We start from the raw sequence: 17,448 nt of genomic DNA, 5'->3' as shown, positions 1-17,448 counted from the left end.
ACATGAACAACTATTTATCGCCAACTATATGCATATCTTGAATCACATCATTGGACGTTATCATCCGCATTATGCAATATGCCACGATGTCTTTCCCTATTAGATCAGAAGGCGCTTTGCCACAAGTCCGATTAGCTCTTATCGGTTTTTCACTTTTTATTTCAGTGCTTTTCACACTGCCTCTCTTTGCCTCTGCTGAAGAGGATGTTTCATCCATTGCTACCGTGCCGGCAAAATTCCGCTACACCTACGACAATGTGAGTCTTCCAGCTGGTGAAAAAATGGGATTTCTTGGTAGCACGGCGCTATTTGATGTGAACGACTGGTTGTCCCTTGGCCCTGCCGCATACGGTGCCCTTGTCGGCCAGCGAGGCGGTTTTATCACACTAGGCATGGCAACTGAGCTCAGAAAAGAGCTTCTGGATAATATTGAGGTCAATGCCGGCATGTTTGTTGGCGCCGGCGGTGGGCGTGGAGGCTTCCAGCTTGCCGGCGGCGGACTCATGTTGCGCTACCATATGGGCGCCAAACTGAAGACCTTTCTGGGCGGTTTTGGCGCTGGCATCAGCTATATCGACTTCCCTGACGGTACAATCCATAGCAGTCAGCCCTATTTCTCCTATGAGTATCCTTTTACCACGCTGATTGCTTCTGGCAGGCGTGATCTTCCGGAGTGGGAGGGGACAATGGTTGGTAGCGGCCACATGGCCGAGCAAGAGCTTGCAACTGTCTACCGTACCTATCAAATCCCCGCTGGCGTACTGACAGATAGTGGTGCTGTGCAGTATAAGACAATTAATCTGATGGGTATTGAGTGGAACCGCTATCTCGATAATAACCTGTTTGTGAAGATTGAATCCGAAGGTGCCATGGGCGGCAAAAGTAATGGTTATATGCAGATTCTGTTTGGCCTCGGCTATCGTTTTGAACTTCTGGATGGCACATGGTTCAAACTCTCATCATCACTGGGCGTGGCCGGAGGCGGGGGTGTTGCCACTGGTGGAGGCCTCATCATTGATGCCGTTGGCTCCCTGCAGCAGAGGTTGGGAGAGAACCTGTTTGCCGAGGTCTCTGCCGGTTATGTAAAGGTCCCTGAAACCTCATTCAAAGCTATCAGTTATGCGGGTAAAGTAGGTTATCACTTCTTTACCCCGAACGTCCGCAGCCAGAGGGTTAATCTTTCCGATCTCAGTGGCTTTGATGCCTCCCATATCCGCATGCGAACGACGCATCAAACCTATTATAAAGCTGCTGCCAACTGGCGCAGTCATCATGCCAATCTCAATGTTGATCTTCTCGGTATGCAGATGGACTATTTCCTTCATGATAACTTCTATCTGACCGGGCAGGGGTTGGCTGCCTACAAAGGTAAGGCTGGCGCTTACATGACAGGCCTTGTTGGCGGTGGTCTCTCTCTGCCAATGTTTTCTACACCGCTGTTTATCACTGCTGAACTGCTTGCAGGCGCTGCCGGTGGTGGCGGTCTGGCTGTCGGTGGTGGTCTGGTATGGCAGACTAACGCAGGCCTTGGATATCAGCTTTCAGATGAATTCAGTTTGATTGCTCAATATGGTTATATGGCGGCACCCAAAGGGGATTTCAGGGCCAGAGTTCTTAGTCTCTCACTTGGTTATAATTTCACTCTGTTTTCCAGGTAGGTCAAAGAGTATTCTTAGTTATTTCTCCTCTGTTATTCACTATTAACAACCTTATGTTAAGGTTCCTTGAAATATCTGGGTGACCTTCTGAAATAAACAGTGCCGTGCTCCATGCATCTGCCTGCATCGCAGATTTGGCGATGACCGTAACGCTTTGCGCTGTATTGGCTGGCCATCCACTCTTTGGATCGAGGATATGATGATAACGTTTGTCCTTAAAGATATAGAAACGCTCGTAATCACCAGAGGTTACCACCGCCACATCACCCTGTAGCTCCAGCGACTGGATCACTTCACCTCTGTTGCGGGGATGGCGGATGCCGATGCGCCACGGCTGATCCCCGTGCGAACCGATGAGCCGGATATCGCCACCGGCATTGATAATCGCGTTTGCAATACCGTGATTGCGCAGTATCTCAATACCGCGATCGATAGCATATCCTTTGGCAATGGCACCGAAATCCAGCATGCATGTCTCATGCAAACGTGCCCAGCCCGAATTGCGTTTTTCAATGCAGGTCGCTGGCGGCATAGCCTGTTCGATCGCCCGGGACGATGGAGGGGACGTTGGTGCTTCCGGTAGAGAAAAACCCCAGAGCCGGTTGAGTCTGCCCAGTGCCGGATCAAAGGCACCGTTACTCTCCCTTTTAATGGTCAGCGCAGTTGCAAGCAGTGTGCTGATCTCTTCGGGCAGTTGAACACTCGCTCCAACCTGACTGCGATTAAATCGCTTCACACTATTATTCTGATTACCATAGATCGTGAACGCATTTTCGATGCGCTGCATCTCATTGGCTGCGGCTGTAATCGCAACGGTCGAAGCAGCCTCATCTGCGCCAGCAACGGTAAACTCCACCAGCGTCCCCATAATAAAGCGGCTATCGCGTATATCGGCAGGTGCAGAGCAGGCGGCAAGAAGAAGTGCCATAATGGATATGCAGAGGCGAATCATGGCGCCATTGTTGTCTCAAAACAGGCGTAAGCAAGAGACAATAATTCTTCTGGGTTTGATATCCTGACTGAAATAACCGAGATTTCCGCTCAGATATCTGGATGAGAGCTTTTGCTGATCCGTTTGTGAGGTGAGTATATGACAGTCACGCTAAGCCAGGCTGCTGCCGATAAGGTGCAGGGACTGCTGGATAAAGAGAATAATGATGAGCTGAATCTGCGCGTCTTTGTCTCCGGTGGCGGCTGCTCCGGTTTCCAGTACGGTTTTACATTTGATGACCAGATCAATGACAACGATACCATTGTTGAAAATCATGGCGTTAAACTGCTGGTTGATCAGTCCAGTCTTGATCTGCTCAATGGTGCCGAGATCGATTATCAGACCTCGATTCAGGGTGAATCCTTTGTCATCCGCAATCCCAATGCCGCATCCACATGCGGTTGTGGCAAATCCTTTACACCATCGGATTCCGGTGGCGGTTGTGCGAACGCCGGTTACTGATAGTTTTTTTGTTACGACAGAAGGCGGGGCTATTAGCGCCGCCTTTTTGTTTATGTCACATTTGGGAGTAGGATTGCCTGCATGAGCGCGCTTGAAATAAATGGTCTGACCAAAACCTACGCCAACGGTAAAACTGCCTTGAACAATGTGACACTGACGGTGCCGCAGGGAAGCTTTTTTGCACTGCTTGGACCCAACGGCGCGGGTAAAAGTACCCTGATCAATATGCTGGCCGATATCGTTCGCTCTACCTCCGGAGAGGTGAAGTTCTTTGGTCGCAACCTGTTTGCGGAACGGGAAGAGTGTAAAAGGCGTATGGGTGTAGTGCCCCAGGAGATCGCTTTTGATCCCTTTTTCACACCCCGCGAAGTGCTGCGTTTCACCTCAGGACTATTTGGTTGCAAACCTGATGAGGCCTGGATTGATGAACTTTTAGAGCGCCTGGAACTGACACAGCATCAGGCTAAGAATACCCGCCAGCTCTCAGGAGGCATGCGGCGCAGACTGCTGGTGGCTCAAGCACTCGTACATCGCCCTGAGCTGGTTATTCTTGATGAGCCGACAGCTGGTGTTGATGTGGAGCTGCGCAAGCGTCTATGGACCTTTATGCGTGAGCTTAATGAGAAGGGCATCACCATACTGCTCACCACCCATTATCTCGATGAGGCGGAGGAGCTGTGTGACCATGTGGCTATTATTGATCAGGGCAATCTTCTGACGGCGCGTCCAATGCAAGAGATGATGTCTGATATTGCCTCTTCACACCTCTGGCTGAATTATGGCAGGGAGATTCAGCTTACGGCTGATGATCAACAGGCTCTGGCTGGATTTGAGCCCAGAGGTCATGACGATGGGGTCTGTTTGAAACTTGGACAGCTGGAAGGGGGGAAAACAACCTTTCATGATGCCTATCAGGCGGCTGTAGGCCGCTTTGGCCCACCCATTGATGCGGGTGTGCGCTCTGAAGATCTGGAGGATGTCTTCCTGCGTCTGACAGCCAAACAGAGTAAGGATCAAGAGCGATGATGCCTGTTAACCCGCGTGGTACCTGGACACTGTTTCAACGAGAGATTCGCCGTTTTCTGAAGGTGAAAATGCAGACCATTTTCACCCCGGCACTTACAGCGATACTCTATCTGGTGATTTTTCGTTATGCGATGGGAGAGAGGCAAGTGCCGGGCATGCAGATCGATTATTTCACCTTTCTGGTGCCCGGTCTTGCGATGATGGCGATGATGCAGAATGCCTTTGCCAACACCTCAAGCTCGATGATGATGGGTAAGGTAATGGGCATGCAGATCTATCTGCTGATGGCACCACTCTCCTCTATTGAGGTCGTTGCTGCTTTCCTCGCTGCTGCAGTGGTGCGGGCTGTGGTTGTGGCTACGGTATTCCTTGCTGTGCTCTACCCCTTTGTTGATCTGCAGCTGCTGCATCCGGGTATCATTCTGCTCTATGGTGTTGCTGCCAGTATTATTATGGGTGGTCTGGGGCTGATTGGCGGCATGTGGGCCAAGGATTTTGATAATATCGCCATGATTACCAATTTTGTGATTATGCCTCTGACCTTTCTCTCCGGTGTTTTCTATTCGGTGAAGCAGCTGCCTGAGATTTGGCAGCAGTTTAATTATGCCAATCCATTCTTCTACCTTACTGACGGATTCCGATATGGATTCCTTGGTATTGGCGATACTGATCCCTTTGCATCAATTTCTATTGTTATTGGCTCGGTAGTGGTTACGGTTCTGGGCTGCTGGTATTTGTGGCAGACAGGCTGGAGAATGAAGGAGTAAACCTCAACAAAGCAATGGGTGTTGCTTTGTTGAGGTGCGCTAGTTAAAGCAAAAACAAAGCAATGGGGTTGCTCTGTTTGGTGCGATAGTTCAATAATAAAAGTAACTATTCAATATAGTTACAAAAAACATAAAATCGAACCACGAATGCACTCGAATTAACACGAATAAGAGATGCAGTGCTGGTTGAGTGTCTTTTCATTCGTGCTCATTTGTGTCTATTCGTGGTTAAGGTGGTTTATGGGATTCAGTTCAAAGAGTAAAGCTGCGCGAAAAACCTCTGCCTGGTTTCAGCGCCACGCTAATGATCCGCATGTGAAACGGGCCCAGAAAGAGGGGAAGCGTTCACGTGCCGCATTTAAACTGACCGAGATTCTAGAGCAGAGTCAGCTTGAGATCAAAAGGGGTTCGGTGGTGGTTGATCTCGGTTGCGCGCCGGGATCATGGAGTGTTGAACTTGCCAAAAAGGTTGGCCCTGAAGGGTTGGTGATCGGTATTGATCTGCTGGAACTCAGCCCGATTACCGGTGTAACACTGATTAAGGGTGATTTTGATTCACCTGCAGGTCAGGCTGCTCTGGAGCAGGCTCTGGGTGGCAGGAAGATCGATGCTGTGGTTTCCGATATGGCACCCGAGATGAGTGGCAATAAGCTGGTCGATCAGATGCGCATGATCGGGCTTAATGAGATGACCCTGCACTTTGCACGCCAGCATCTGCGCCCGGGTGGCGATGTGCTGATGAAAACCTTTATGGGTGAAGGTTATGACACCTTCAGACGTCAAATGGGTATTTCATTCAAACGCATTAAAAATATCAAACCTGCTGCCAGCCGCAAAACTTCGCCTGAATTCTTCATTCTGGGACTTGATTTCAAGGGCGATAATTAATTACCACAGAGAACACGAAGGGCACAGAGAAAAACTATAAAAAGTGACACTAATGCGCACTAGTGCAAGACAAAGCGCCTTGGAGTGAATCTTTAGTTCAAACTTTTTTTCGACGGGATTTGAAAAAGGACTTGAGCAGTTCGCTGCTCTCCCCAGCCAGGATGCCTGCAGTGATTTCAGGCTGATGGTTTAGTCGTTTGTCTGAGAGGATCTGGTAGAGAGACTCCACAGCTCCGGTTTTAGAATCACTGGCTCCGTAAACAACACGTCCAATACGGGCATGCACAATGGCTCCGGCACACATCAAACAGGGCTCCAGCGTCACATAAAGCGTACTGCCGGCAAGACGGTAGTTTTCGCTCAAGCGACACGCTTCACGAATCACTCGCATTTCGGCATGGGCGGAAGCATCATGAAGATCGATCGGAGCGTTGTGGGAGGCAACTTCACTGCCATCGGCAAGCAGGAGCAGGGCGCCAACTGGCACCTCTTCCATTTCAGCTGCAATTTCAGCCTGTTGCAGCGCTATGCTCATGTAGTAGTTATCGTCTTTCATTATGATTTCAACTTGGGGTCAAAGTAATCCCTCAACCCTTCACCGAGCAGATTATAACCCAGCACTGTGATCAGGATAGCCAGACCGGGAAACATCGAGAGCCACCAGGCGATCTGAATATTGTCTTTACCCTCAGTCAGAATATTGCCCCAGGAGGCATCGGGTGGCTGCACGCCAAGCCCGAGAAAAGAGAGACCTGATTCCACCAGTACGGCACCGGCAATGCCCAGAACAGCTGAGACAAGAACAGGGCCCATGGCATTAGGCAGAAGATACCGCCACATCATACGGATCGAAGAGACACCTAGACCTTGCGCAGCCATGACAAACTCACGATGACGCAGAGAGAGAAATTCGGCACGCACCAGACGGGTTACACCCATCCATGAGGTGAGTCCGATGACAATCATGATATTCCAGATCGAAGGCTCAAGAAAGGCGATCACAGCAAGAATAAGAAAGAAGGTAGGAAAACAGAGCACCATATCGGTCAATCGCATCATTACGCCATCAATACGACCACCACTAAAACCGGCAACAGCACCAAGAATCAGACCTATAACCAGTGAGATGCCGACGGCGACAAAGCCAACTGCCAGAGAGACGCGTGCGCCGTATAACATGCGTGAGAAGACATCACGGCCAAGGGTGTCAGTGCCGCACCAGTGCTCCCAGGATGGTGGCAGTAAGATCACTTTGACATTGATCTCTGAGGGGTCGTAGGGGGCTATCCAGGGGGCGAGAAGCGCCAGCAAGGTAACGCAGGCTACAATGAGGCCACCGATAAACATCAATGGAAATGATCTGGCAAAGCTGATCATCCGTTTCTCCCGTGGCGAATGCGCGGATCAGCCCATGCGTAGGAGATATCAGCGATCAGATTGCCCAGCAGGGTAAGCACTGCGCCAATCACGGTAATACCCATCACCAGCGGGTAGTCACGCGACATCACCGCTTCAAAGAAGAGTAGCCCCATGCCAGGCAGTGAAAAGAGCTGTTCAACAATCACCGAGCCACCAATCAGGCCGGGAATAGAGAGGCCGAGCAGAGTGATGATCGGTAACATCGCATTCTTAAGGGCAAGACGATACCGGATGCTCTGTTCAGGTACGCCCATGGCGCGGGCTGTTGTAATGTAATCGGAGCGGATTACCTCAAGCATGCCTGAGCGCATAAAGCGACTCATGCCGGCAAGTCCACCTATGGCAGATACAAAGATCGGTAGCACCAGATGGCTGAGAAGATCCATCTGCTGTTGCCAGAAGCCCATCTGCTGCCAGTTGTAATCATGCAGACCGGAAATAGGTAACCAGCCCATATTCACGCCAAGTCCGATCATCAGCAGCAGCCCCAGCCAGAAAGAGGGGATGGCAAAACCGATAAAAACGAATACCGTCATACACTTATCCAGCCATGAGTCACGTTTAACTGCACTGATAATGCCGATGGGGATGGCAATGGCGATAATCAACAGCATGGCGAGGATATTGATCCACAGGGTAACGGGGATGCGTTCAGAGATTTTATCGATCACATCGCGCCCATCTGCGGAGAATGATTTGCCGAAATCAAGGACAACCAGTCGATTCAGCCAGTTCAGGTACTGTTCATAAAGAGGTTTGTCCAGGCCGTAGTAGGCACGCAGTCGTTCGATATCCTGGGCTGAAACCTTAGGGTTAAACTCCTGACCAACCACAACAGGTTCGCCCGGCGCAAGGTGCATCATGCCGAAAGAGATAATGGTGATGCCGAACAGCAGGGGAATCATGCCGGCAAGTCGTTTCAACAGGTATTGGGTCACGGGTGGACTATACTTAGCCGCATTAAAAAAAACAGGTCTCTCTGGTGTGGGGTTTTTGACGATTTTGAACGGTAATCGCTGCGCAACTTGACATCAAAGCGCAAGATTGCTCTTATCCACTCCCTTATATTTTAAGCGGGAAGGGGAATTTCTGTGAAGAGACATTTAATTGCAATGACATTGGCGGCTGCATTTGCTTTGACAGCACCACTAAGTTTGTCAGACACCGGTTTATCCACGGGCTATCAGCAGACTGTAGCAGCTGAAAGCTCAGTCGATGGAATGAAGCGTCTGAATCTTATTATCAAAAAACTGCGTGACGCCATGGGTAGCATGAAAGATTTTGATGAACTGGAAAAGGCAGGGTTGAACAAAAAAGATGTCGATCGCATGCGCCAGGCGATGGAGTCTAAAATCCGCCAGATGATGGAAGATGCTATCTACGCAATCCGTAGTCTGTAGGAGGTCGTTTTGAGCAGGTTAACACTATTAACAAGAGCCTTTTTGATCACCCTGGCAGCAGGGATTGCTATGTTTTCGACAGAAGTAGAGGCTGGTGATGTCCGAAATGTGAATTTCGCTGCCTTTCAGAAGGTTGATCCGAATTTTGAATTTGATCCGATTGTGCTGGGTAAATTCAGTGATTTCATTTCGGTGATGGATGGCGCACAGATTCTTATTCTCTCCCACACGGCTGACTCGATCAATAACGATGTGATCAATATTCAGCAGGATGTGTTAAGACAGGGCAAAGAGGGGCTTGGTGATGTTGGCATCAACTGTCAGCTCAGCTATCTTGATGAGAGCACTCCTGAAAGCACTTCCTATGAGGTAGGCGGTTTCTGTAAGATCCTTGATGTTGGTGACGGGCGTGAGAATAAACTTCTGGCGATTATTCCCATGACAGGGCTTCCTGACACGGCACAGGGTGTTGATGCCTGGATTATGCTCTATGAAGATGAAGCCAGCGGTATCGCATTTTACGCCAACGTAAGCGTTCACTAAATAATTCGCTGGCAATAAGAACTGGCCGGGCTCTTTGAGTCCGGCTATTTTTTTGTTTATACGTTGATGTTCCTGTAGTCAATTGCAGGAGTTCTTTCCAGTTTCATAAAAGTGGTTTATGTTTGGTAGGTTGACTGAAAGTCATTAACGTATCAAATCATGCTTCGGGGTTTTAAAGGGATCTATGCATTTAAAGCAGCAACGGCAACTGATTCAGCTGGGGGTGGTAACAGAGGCTCAAATTGCCGAGGCTGAGCTGCAGGCTAAAGCCAACAAAAAGAAGGGGCTTCTGCTCTGTCTTCTGGAATTGCCGGATGTGGAGCCTGATGCGCTTCTCTCTGCACTCTCCAAAATTTTTAAAACGCCCTATATCGATCTCACCAACATTAAAATCGATGATGAGCTTCTTGAGATCTGTCCGGAAAAGCTCTGTCTGGATTACCATTTTGTACCTTTAAAGCATAATGCTACTGATATCCATATCGCCACAGGCGATCCGCTGGATTTGAACATGCTTAACGCACTCGGCTTTAAGCTGGGCAAACGTATTATTCCTCACTTTACCCGACCTGATCACATTCACCGTAAAATATCAGAGGTGTATCAGGATAGTGATAGTGCATTTGATGCGGCGATGGAAGATCTGGATGAGGAGCACACCCTTACTCAGGAGATGGACTCAACAACAGAGTCTGCCAACCTGGATGAACTCAAACGGGGCGCTGAGGATTCACCCATCATCAAACTGGTCAACGGTGTCATTGTGCAGGCCATGAAAATCGGCAGTTCGGATATCCATATTGAACCGGGTGAGCGTCAGAGTGTGGTACGCCTGCGTGTTGATGGCCGCCTGCGGCCCATGCTCAGGTTCCCGTCCAAAGCGCATGCGCTTGTTGTCTCTCGTATTAAAATCATGTCCAAACTCGATATTGCTAACGCCAGAACACCTCAGGATGGTCGCTCCCGTATCAAGTTGTGGGGCAAGAGTTACGACATGCGCATCTCCACGCTGCCCGCCATGCATGGCGAAAAGGTGGTAATGCGAATTCTGGATAAGGGTGGCCTTGCCCTTAATCTTGATGTGTTATGTTTTGAAGAGCTTGCCTACAAGCGCATTCGAGAGTGTATCGGCCAGTCTACCGGTGCCGTGCTGGTAACCGGCCCAACGGGTAGTGGTAAAACCACAACGCTCTACTCATTCCTGCATCACATCAAAGATGAGGAGATGAACCTGATCACCATTGAAGATCCTGTTGAGTTCCAGATCGAGGGGATCAATCAGGTTCAGGTTAACGTTAAAGCGGGTATGACATTCGCCACAGTGCTGCGCTCGATTCTGCGACAGGATCCCGATGTGGTGATGATTGGTGAGATTCGTGATGAGGAGACTGCTGAAATTGCGCTGCATGCCGCTCAGACAGGCCATCTTGTGCTCTCCACGCTGCATACCAATGATGCGCCATCTACCATTACCCGCCTGATCGATATGGGTATCGAGCCGATGATGCTCTCCTCCTCTCTGAATCTGGTGGTTGCACAGAGACTGGTGCGCCGCCTCTGTCCAAAATGCCGAACACAGGTGAAGCCGTCTGCAGAGTTGATTGAACGACTGGATATTCCTGAAGATGTTGTCTTTTATGACAAGGTGGGTTGTAAGTCATGTATGGATATCGGTTATAAAGGGCGACTTGGCATCCATGAAGTGCTCTATGTTAATGATCGTATGCGCAAACTCATCGCCAGAGGGGCAACAGATCGTGAATTGATGCACGTTGCCCGGGAGGAGGGGATGTTTACCATGTTTGAGGATGGCCTCTCTAAGGTGCTTTCCGGTCAGACCAGCATTCAGGAGGTGATGCGTGTTTGTCCTCATCCTGAAGATTATAAGGTAAGCGAGCATCTGGATGAGAATCAGCAGCTTATCTCTTTTGGTGAACTGCAGAAGCAACGCGATAGGGCGCAGTTGCAAGAGAGTACAGATACCGATCAGCAGATCATTCTGATCGTAGATGATTCCAGTAGTGTTCGTAATCTGGTGGAGTTCATCCTGGATGCCGACGGTTATAAGGTGATTCAGGCCGAAGATGGGCAGCAGGCATGGCAGATGCTGCAGCGCGTAAAACCGAGCCTTGTGCTTACAGATTATGAGATGCCGAACATGACCGGGGTGGAGCTTCTGCAACGCATGCGTGAACAGGAACGTTTTAATGATGTGCCGATTATTTTGCTGACGGCACGCAAGAGTGAAGAGGATGAGGTCTTTGGCCTAAAAGCCGGTGCAGATGATTACATTGGTAAGCCGGTTGAACCCCTGAAGCTACAAGCCAGGGTAAGAAAAACGCTGGCTCTGTATCAGAATTTCCGGTCCAGGTTACATTGATGGAGATTAAAGCAGATAAAGGTGAAGTAGCCGCTATGAGCAGTGAGCAGACGGATCTTCTTCAGGTCGTGATCGGCGGCCGTGAGGTGCTGATTCGCTCATCAGAGATTCGTGAGGTGGTACGACCTCTGCCGCTGACCAGGGTGCCTATGGGGCCAGACCATATTCTGGGGCTTGCCAACATTCATGGTCAGATCGTCTCGGTTATTGATGTGGTCAAAGTATCTTCGCTGTCTGCCATCAGCAGTGACGGGAGTAGTTCCAAAGCCCGTTTTCTGGTTCTGCGCCACCCGGTGATGCATGTGGCTGTATGGGTGGATGAGGTGAAACGACTTAGAAAAGTAGAAACCCGATTGTTGAAGCCGACAAAGAGTAGCTCTGATACGGTGCACGACATCGACATCGACGGCTCTAGATTCGCTCTCCTCGATACAGGCAAGCTATTTCACTGATCCGACAAAGTATAAAGTATTGAACTGTTTTAAAATATCCTGCTAAAGTTGATTCGGCAGGGGAATTGCTGAAGCAGAGAGGGGAGCATCATGGAAGATAGTATTGAAAACAGGTCAGTAAAGCAGGTTTCATTGATGCAGATGGCCAAGCGTAACTCTGTACTATCACTGTTACTTTTCATTACTCTTATCGCTATTATTTTTGTTGCCTTCCAGCGTGACCGGGACGCCATGGCAACGCTGGAAGATGTTTATCGCGATCAGTTTAATATTGAACATTTCAAAGCCACATTGTTTGATGTCATCTCTCCGCTGAATGACTTTGCCCTGACTGCTGATGAGAAAAATTTTCAGAAGCTGAAAGATGCCATCAAGCATTATGAAACGACCTATGCTGTAATTAAAACGATCCCAAATCTGACAGCAGAGCATCACAAGTCACTGGTCAAAGTGCATCAGTTGATGAGCGAGGTGATGAATATCGCCAGCGATGTGGCCGATCAGAAGATTGCAGTCAATCAGGCCGGAACAGTAACCATTCTTGCTCAGAATCTGGTGCTGGGTGCCCAGTCCAGGCTTGAATCCATTGTTCAAGGACTTGAAGAACAGCTTAATCGAAGTTCGGCAGCACGACAGGAGAAGGCGACCATGCAGCTCTATATTCTGCTCGCTTTCATCATTTTTATTGTGCTTCTGCTGGAGTTCCTGAGCCGGAGGCTACTCAAACATGCCCAGCAGCTCTCCAGGGCATCTTCAAGTGTAGCAACCGGAATCGGAGACATTCTTGATGCCAACAAAGCGCAGGCCAGTGCTTCAGAGCAACAGACACGCTTCATGGAGAAGGTGATTAAAGGACTTGAACTCATTGCCGACTCCGGAAGTAACATTGCAACAACAGCGTCCGGCGTAGAGAAAGCTACCTCTGTCTCAGCCTCATTTGCCAAGGGCGGTTTGATGGAGGTGGAGAATATCCTTGCAGCTGTCGAAGCGCTGAAAGGTGATGTAAACCAGGACCATAGCAAAATCAGTATGGTAAACAGTAAAGCCGACCAGCTGATCGGTGTGCTTGAGCAGATCTGTGAGGTTTCAGATGAGGCGCAGCTCATGGCTGTGAATGCCTCGATCGAATCATCCGGGACATCTGGCTCAGTGGTAGATGAGATGGAGCGCATGGCAAATCAGATTCGCTTAAACAGTGATGAGATCCGTGCCATTGTAAAAGAGTTGCGCGATGGTGTGGCTGCTTCAACCTCAGGTGATAGAGCCCAACACATTGAAAGTATTGAAGAACTTTCTCATCGTGTCTCAGGATTACTGAGTAAGATTCATAACATGTCAGAGAAGGGTAGCCTCTCTTCCGGCACTGTGATTCAAGCTACATTGCGTCAAAATGAGCGGAATCAGAAAATTCTGCAGGCCCTGAAGCACATCTCGGAGCTACTGCAGGTCTCCGGCAGTAAGCTCCATGCATCCAACGAAGCCTCTGCGCGATTAAGCAAAGCATCTGAAAGTCTGCAGAACATGTCGTAAAGACATAAGGCCATTCAAATGACAGATTTTGATCTATCTGGTTTTCTGCTTCAGTTTTTTGACGAGGCCAAAGAGCGACTGGTAGCCGTAAATCGAAGGCTGGTGCTTCTTGAGTCAGGAAAACTTGATGAACAGGGGCTGGCACAGTTGTGCCGAGATGCACACACCATCAAAGGCTCTGCAGAGATGCTTGGCGTCAAGGATATCAGTGCGCTCAGTCACCTGCTCGAAGATGCTGTTGCGTTTGTAAAAGCTGAAAAACCGGATCCAAAATCACATCCGATGATGCAGTTTATTTTCGATATTCATGATCAGCTAGTGGAGCGACTTAAACATCCTGATGCTGAAATACGAATTGATAGCGCACCATATGCAGAGCAGTTCAATAAGATTTGCGGTAAAACCTCCGAGATTAAAAAGGCTGAGCAGGCAGAAGGTAACACTGCGCCAGTTCAAAAGGAGGGAGCTGAACCGGCTGTGAGAAGGCGGCCACGCAAACCGGCTGCGAAGAAGATGACGATCAACAGGAATCTCATTGCAGCAGTCATGGGCACCATTGAGGGGTCACTGAAGAAGCCCAAACCTGAGAAGGGTTCCGATCAAGCAGTTTCAAAGCAGAAGGGTGGTGATGCCGACATTTCGGTTGCAGTAGAGGAGATCTGCTTTCGCCCTGATATCGCTTCGCTTGAACAGGCATCCAAGCGCGAGGTTGATAACAGCTCCGGAAATTTCCTGCGCGTGGATAGAAGTCGCTTGAACAGACTCTCAAATCAGATTATCGAACTGAGCTCGGATCGTTATCGTAGCAGTGCTTTAGAAGGCGAACTGGATCGGTTGATGCAGGATTTTATACAGCTCAGAGAGTTGCTGTTTGCCCCTTCATCGACACAGGAAAGCGTTGATCATCGCTCTGAATTTGACCAGCGACTGCGTCAACTGCATAAAACCGGAGAGCATCTACGCATGCAGCAGAGGCGCTCCTCAGCCATGCTGGATGATCTGCGCAAGCAGGTTTTCGGCCTGATGTTGCGCCCGATCAGCAGTCTGTTTTCAGTGTTTCCAAGAACAGTACGTGATCTTGCTGCCCGAAGTGGTAAAAAAGTGCAGTTGCTTATCTCTGGTGATGCCATTGAGATGGATCAGTTGGCAGCAGAGTCGCTATCAGAGCCTCTAATACACCTCATCAATAATGCAGTAGCCCACGGCATTGAAACGCCTGAAGAGAGGCTTGCAGCAGGTAAACCTGAAGAGGCGCAGATCACCATTACCGCAAGGCAGCAGGGAACTAAGGTTTGCATCGAGGTTATTGATGATGGCAGGGGCATTAAAATTGAACAGCTGCGCAATAAAGCAGTAAGTTCAGGCATCATCAGTGCCAGTGAAGCAGAAGAGATGGACTCATCAGAGATTCTTGAACTTATATTCCACCCCGGCTTTTCTACGCTGGCGGTGGCAAATGAGGCGGCGGGCAGGGGCATCGGGCTGAATGTTGTAATGAATGCCATGCGGGAAGTGACCGGTTCAGTCCACATTCAGACTCAACCTGGTAAAGGAACCAAATTTATTCTTAATCTACCGGTGAGTGTGGCCATTCAGAAGGCCAATACATTCTCTGTTGCAGGCAACCGTTTTGGCATGCTGTCCAATCTGATCGTGAAGGTACTCTCTCTGGATACACAGACCGTTGAGAAGGGGCACGGAGCCTACCATCAGGGTTATATCAGTTATCAGGGGCATCGCGTACCCATTATCGATCTCTATCCGGCACTCAATACATCAGAAAGGAGTCACCAAGGCTCTAACATCATGATTGTTGAGCATTTTGAAGGGTTTCTCGGTGTGTTGGTTGATGAAGTGCATGATGAATGTGAAATTATCGTGCGTGATATTGATCCATACCTGAAGTTCTACCAGCCAGTAGGGCTTATGGGTAATGCCATTGCTGAGGATGGCACCGTTCTGCTACTTATCGAACCCAACGGGCTCAAAGAGATGTGGCGGACATCTCCTGAGTATGATTCCGGCCTTATAGAAGAGGCCACTGCTGCAGAGGCTTCTGAGTTCTCTCACAAAGTACTGCTTGTCGATGATTCAACAATCGCCCTTAAAATAGAGAAGATGATCTTCGAATCGCTTGGATTCACTGTAGAAACTGCAGTTGGCGGTATGGATGCACTGGAGAAGATCGGCCTGCAGGTCTACCAGCTTATGGTTACAGACATGAAGATGCCCGGCATTGATGGTGCTGAGTTGATTGCACAAGTCAGGGCAGATGAGCGCTATGCCGAACTTCCAATTATGGTGATTGCCACGCTGGAAGCAGAAAAAGATAAAAAACGAGCCATGCAAGCCGGCGCCAACGCATTTCTGGGCAAACGGCACCTGAAAGGCCATGAAGATCTTCTAAATAAGACGATAAGATCGATTCTGGGCATTGACGTAGGGGAGTGATCGCAATAGAAATCGCCCTCCGCAAAATGCTCTGTTCGTCTAGCGGTTAGGACGCTGGCCTCTCACGCCGGAAACAGGGGTTCGATTCCCCTACGGAGTACCAAACAAATCAAGCACTTACGTTAACGCGTGAGTGCTTTTTTTATGCCTGTTCATCGCCCGTAATGAATAATTCGTGAAACATGACCTTGTTTTCAATGCGCTCCGACTCCGGGGTTGTATCGAATTCGCGCATTATCCAGACCAACTACTACTGCTTTATCAGTAATGAAAATAAGCTCATGCGTGGATTCTGAAAACTCACCAGCAACACTCTTATCTGATTCAATTTAACAGAGAGAAGGGGGCAAAGTGACACTCTTATATTCGTTTAAGGTACGTTTATCTAAGCGTACATGAGCTGAATTGATGCATCGACACGTGAAGTGACGGCATGGATATAATTGTTGGTTCTTTTATTTTTATGATTGGTTTTAATGATTGTCTTGTTGTTTTTATAGCGTGCAATATGATACAACCAACAAAAGAACCAACACGTTAAGATGTTGGTCTTTATGTTGGTTCTTATTTTATGAAAAAGAACCAACAGAGAGGTCGGGAATGGCGTTATCTGAAGCAGAGATCGAAGCAATGAAAGTTCCGTATGGAAGAAACCAGTTTAAGGTCAGTGATGGTGGCGGACTCTACCTGCTGGTTAAATCCTCAGGTCGATACTGGAAGTTGGCTTACCGTTTTGACGGCAAACAGAAGACACTGGCATTTGGTGTTCATCCGACTGTCGGCCTGGATGAAGCTCGCGAAAAGCGTGAGGCAGCAAAGGCGTTGTTGGCGCAAAACATCGACCCTGGAGAGATCAGAAAACAGGAGCGCGAAGAGATTCGTGCATCTGTAGAGCAAAAGAATTCTGTAACATCAGCACAAGAGTCAAATCAACGTAGTGTGCAACAGCGACCGGCGGTGATTGATGATGCTGAACAGCAGCGGTTAGAAGGGCGTCGATTGCGTATTATTCAGATTCTTGCTCGCACAAAAAATTTCACGACAAATGAAGCGACTCTGCTTGAATCATTGCATTCAGAAGGGTTTCATATTTCCTTTGATCGCCTGAGAACAGATCTTGCCTGGTTATCTGAACAACATGCGATTCAACTTAAATGTGGTGCACTATGGGGTATCTATTTAACACAACCCGGATTGGATGCATCACTGGGCAGTGTATGGATTCCCGGCATCCGGAAGCCTGAATTTTCTACAGAGCAGGAGTAGGATTTTCTAGTTCTCTCATTTTCTCTTCTGATTTGAAATAAGTTGCTGTGCATTCCATTTGCTTTGATACAATCTTTTTATGTTGGTGGGCAGAGGCTCTTAATTTTATCTCTGTGTGTTTATAGTGTATTCATAGCTATGATGAACGAGAGGGCGCATGTTATGGTAGTGTGCAGCTGATTTTAATTTTTTCGCCCTTCAGGTCGACTTGCATA

Annotated in this window: 16 protein-coding genes and 1 tRNA gene; 13 read left to right on the top strand and 4 right to left on the bottom strand. The window is 48.8% G+C overall.

The window, feature by feature from the left end; translation table 11 throughout:
- Window positions 1-164 precede the first annotated feature (164 nt).
- Window positions 165-1,658, top strand: a complete 1,494-nt coding sequence (locus tag F3F93_RS01995; protein ID WP_206675355.1) for a hypothetical protein — start codon at window positions 165-167, stop codon at window positions 1,656-1,658.
- Between the two features lies 1 nt (window position 1,659).
- On the opposite strand, the gene F3F93_RS01990 is transcribed toward F3F93_RS01995, so the two are convergent.
- Entirely contained in the window at window positions 1,660-2,586 is a 927-nt protein-coding gene (locus F3F93_RS01990; RefSeq protein WP_241696897.1) for an FAD:protein FMN transferase, read from the bottom strand.
- A 162-nt stretch (window positions 2,587-2,748) separates the two neighbouring features.
- On the opposite strand from F3F93_RS01990, the gene erpA reads away from it, so the two are divergent.
- The 4 genes from erpA to F3F93_RS01970 all read left to right on the top strand — a co-directional run bounded on the left by erpA (window position 2,749) and on the right by F3F93_RS01970 (window position 5,792).
- Window positions 2,749-3,111, top strand: coding sequence for an iron-sulfur cluster insertion protein ErpA (gene erpA, locus F3F93_RS01985; RefSeq protein WP_176957483.1), 363 nt, complete (start codon window positions 2,749-2,751; stop codon window positions 3,109-3,111).
- An 81-nt stretch (window positions 3,112-3,192) separates the two neighbouring features.
- Window positions 3,193-4,137, top strand: coding sequence for an ABC transporter ATP-binding protein (locus F3F93_RS01980; protein WP_176957482.1), 945 nt, complete (start codon window positions 3,193-3,195; stop codon window positions 4,135-4,137).
- A complete protein-coding gene (locus tag F3F93_RS01975) occupies window positions 4,134-4,904 on the top strand; it encodes an ABC transporter permease (protein WP_176957481.1) in 771 nt (256 codons plus the stop codon). The genes F3F93_RS01980 and F3F93_RS01975 overlap by 4 nt, the downstream gene beginning before the upstream one ends.
- A gap of 240 nt (window positions 4,905-5,144) precedes the next feature.
- Window positions 5,145-5,792: an RlmE family RNA methyltransferase gene (locus F3F93_RS01970; RefSeq protein WP_176957480.1), complete on the top strand. Its 648-nt coding sequence runs from the start codon at window positions 5,145-5,147 to the stop codon at window positions 5,790-5,792.
- Between the two features lie 97 nt (window positions 5,793-5,889).
- Here F3F93_RS01970 and tadA read toward each other — a convergent pair whose 3' ends face one another.
- From tadA to F3F93_RS01955, 3 genes are read right to left on the bottom strand one after another with little or no spacing between them, the layout of a single operon-like run.
- Window positions 5,890-6,348, bottom strand: coding sequence for a tRNA adenosine(34) deaminase TadA (gene tadA, locus F3F93_RS01965; protein WP_176957479.1), 459 nt, complete (start codon window positions 6,346-6,348; stop codon window positions 5,890-5,892).
- Window positions 6,348-7,169, bottom strand: a complete 822-nt coding sequence (locus F3F93_RS01960; RefSeq protein WP_176957478.1) for an ABC transporter permease — start codon at window positions 7,167-7,169, stop codon at window positions 6,348-6,350. Before F3F93_RS01960 ends, tadA begins: the two co-directional genes overlap by 1 nt.
- Window positions 7,166-8,149: an ABC transporter permease subunit gene (locus F3F93_RS01955; RefSeq protein ID WP_176957477.1), complete on the bottom strand. Its 984-nt coding sequence runs from the start codon at window positions 8,147-8,149 to the stop codon at window positions 7,166-7,168. Before F3F93_RS01955 ends, F3F93_RS01960 begins: the two co-directional genes overlap by 4 nt.
- 153 nt (window positions 8,150-8,302) lie before the next feature.
- On the opposite strand from F3F93_RS01955, the gene F3F93_RS01950 reads away from it, so the two are divergent.
- From F3F93_RS01950 to F3F93_RS01915, 8 genes are all read left to right on the top strand, one after another.
- Complete coding sequence (locus tag F3F93_RS01950; RefSeq protein WP_347239169.1) at window positions 8,303-8,611, top strand: hypothetical protein; 309 nt, start codon at window positions 8,303-8,305, stop codon at window positions 8,609-8,611.
- 69 nt (window positions 8,612-8,680) lie between these two features.
- The gene (locus F3F93_RS01945; protein WP_176957476.1) at window positions 8,681-9,154 is read left to right on the top strand and encodes a hypothetical protein; all 474 of its coding nucleotides are present in this window, start codon (window positions 8,681-8,683) and stop codon (window positions 9,152-9,154) included.
- A gap of 184 nt (window positions 9,155-9,338) precedes the next feature.
- Entirely contained in the window at window positions 9,339-11,534 is a 2,196-nt protein-coding gene (locus tag F3F93_RS01940; RefSeq protein ID WP_176957475.1) for an ATPase, T2SS/T4P/T4SS family, read from the top strand.
- A complete protein-coding gene (locus tag F3F93_RS01935) occupies window positions 11,534-11,986 on the top strand; it encodes a chemotaxis protein CheW (RefSeq protein ID WP_241696896.1) in 453 nt (150 codons plus the stop codon). Before F3F93_RS01940 ends, F3F93_RS01935 begins: the two co-directional genes overlap by 1 nt.
- A gap of 90 nt (window positions 11,987-12,076) precedes the next feature.
- Window positions 12,077-13,516 carry a methyl-accepting chemotaxis protein gene (locus F3F93_RS01930; protein ID WP_176957474.1) on the top strand — a complete coding sequence of 480 codons (1,440 nt, stop codon included), beginning with the start codon at window positions 12,077-12,079 and terminating at the stop codon, window positions 13,514-13,516.
- Window positions 13,517-13,534: 18 nt separating this feature from the next.
- Window positions 13,535-15,967, top strand: coding sequence for a response regulator (locus tag F3F93_RS01925; protein ID WP_176957473.1), 2,433 nt, complete (start codon window positions 13,535-13,537; stop codon window positions 15,965-15,967).
- Between the two features lie 28 nt (window positions 15,968-15,995).
- A tRNA-Glu gene (locus F3F93_RS01920) sits at window positions 15,996-16,070 on the top strand.
- Between the two features lie 398 nt (window positions 16,071-16,468).
- Window positions 16,469-17,233, top strand: a complete 765-nt coding sequence (locus tag F3F93_RS01915) for an Arm DNA-binding domain-containing protein (protein WP_347239168.1) — start codon at window positions 16,469-16,471, stop codon at window positions 17,231-17,233.
- The last annotated feature ends 215 nt before the right edge of the window (window positions 17,234-17,448 follow it).

This window comes from Mariprofundus sp. KV (genome assembly GCF_013387475.1).
Classification (GTDB): domain Bacteria; phylum Pseudomonadota; class Zetaproteobacteria; order Mariprofundales; family Mariprofundaceae; genus Mariprofundus.
The sequence above is the reverse complement of the archived record's forward strand: the minus strand, read 5'-3'. Positions and strand labels throughout refer to the sequence as shown.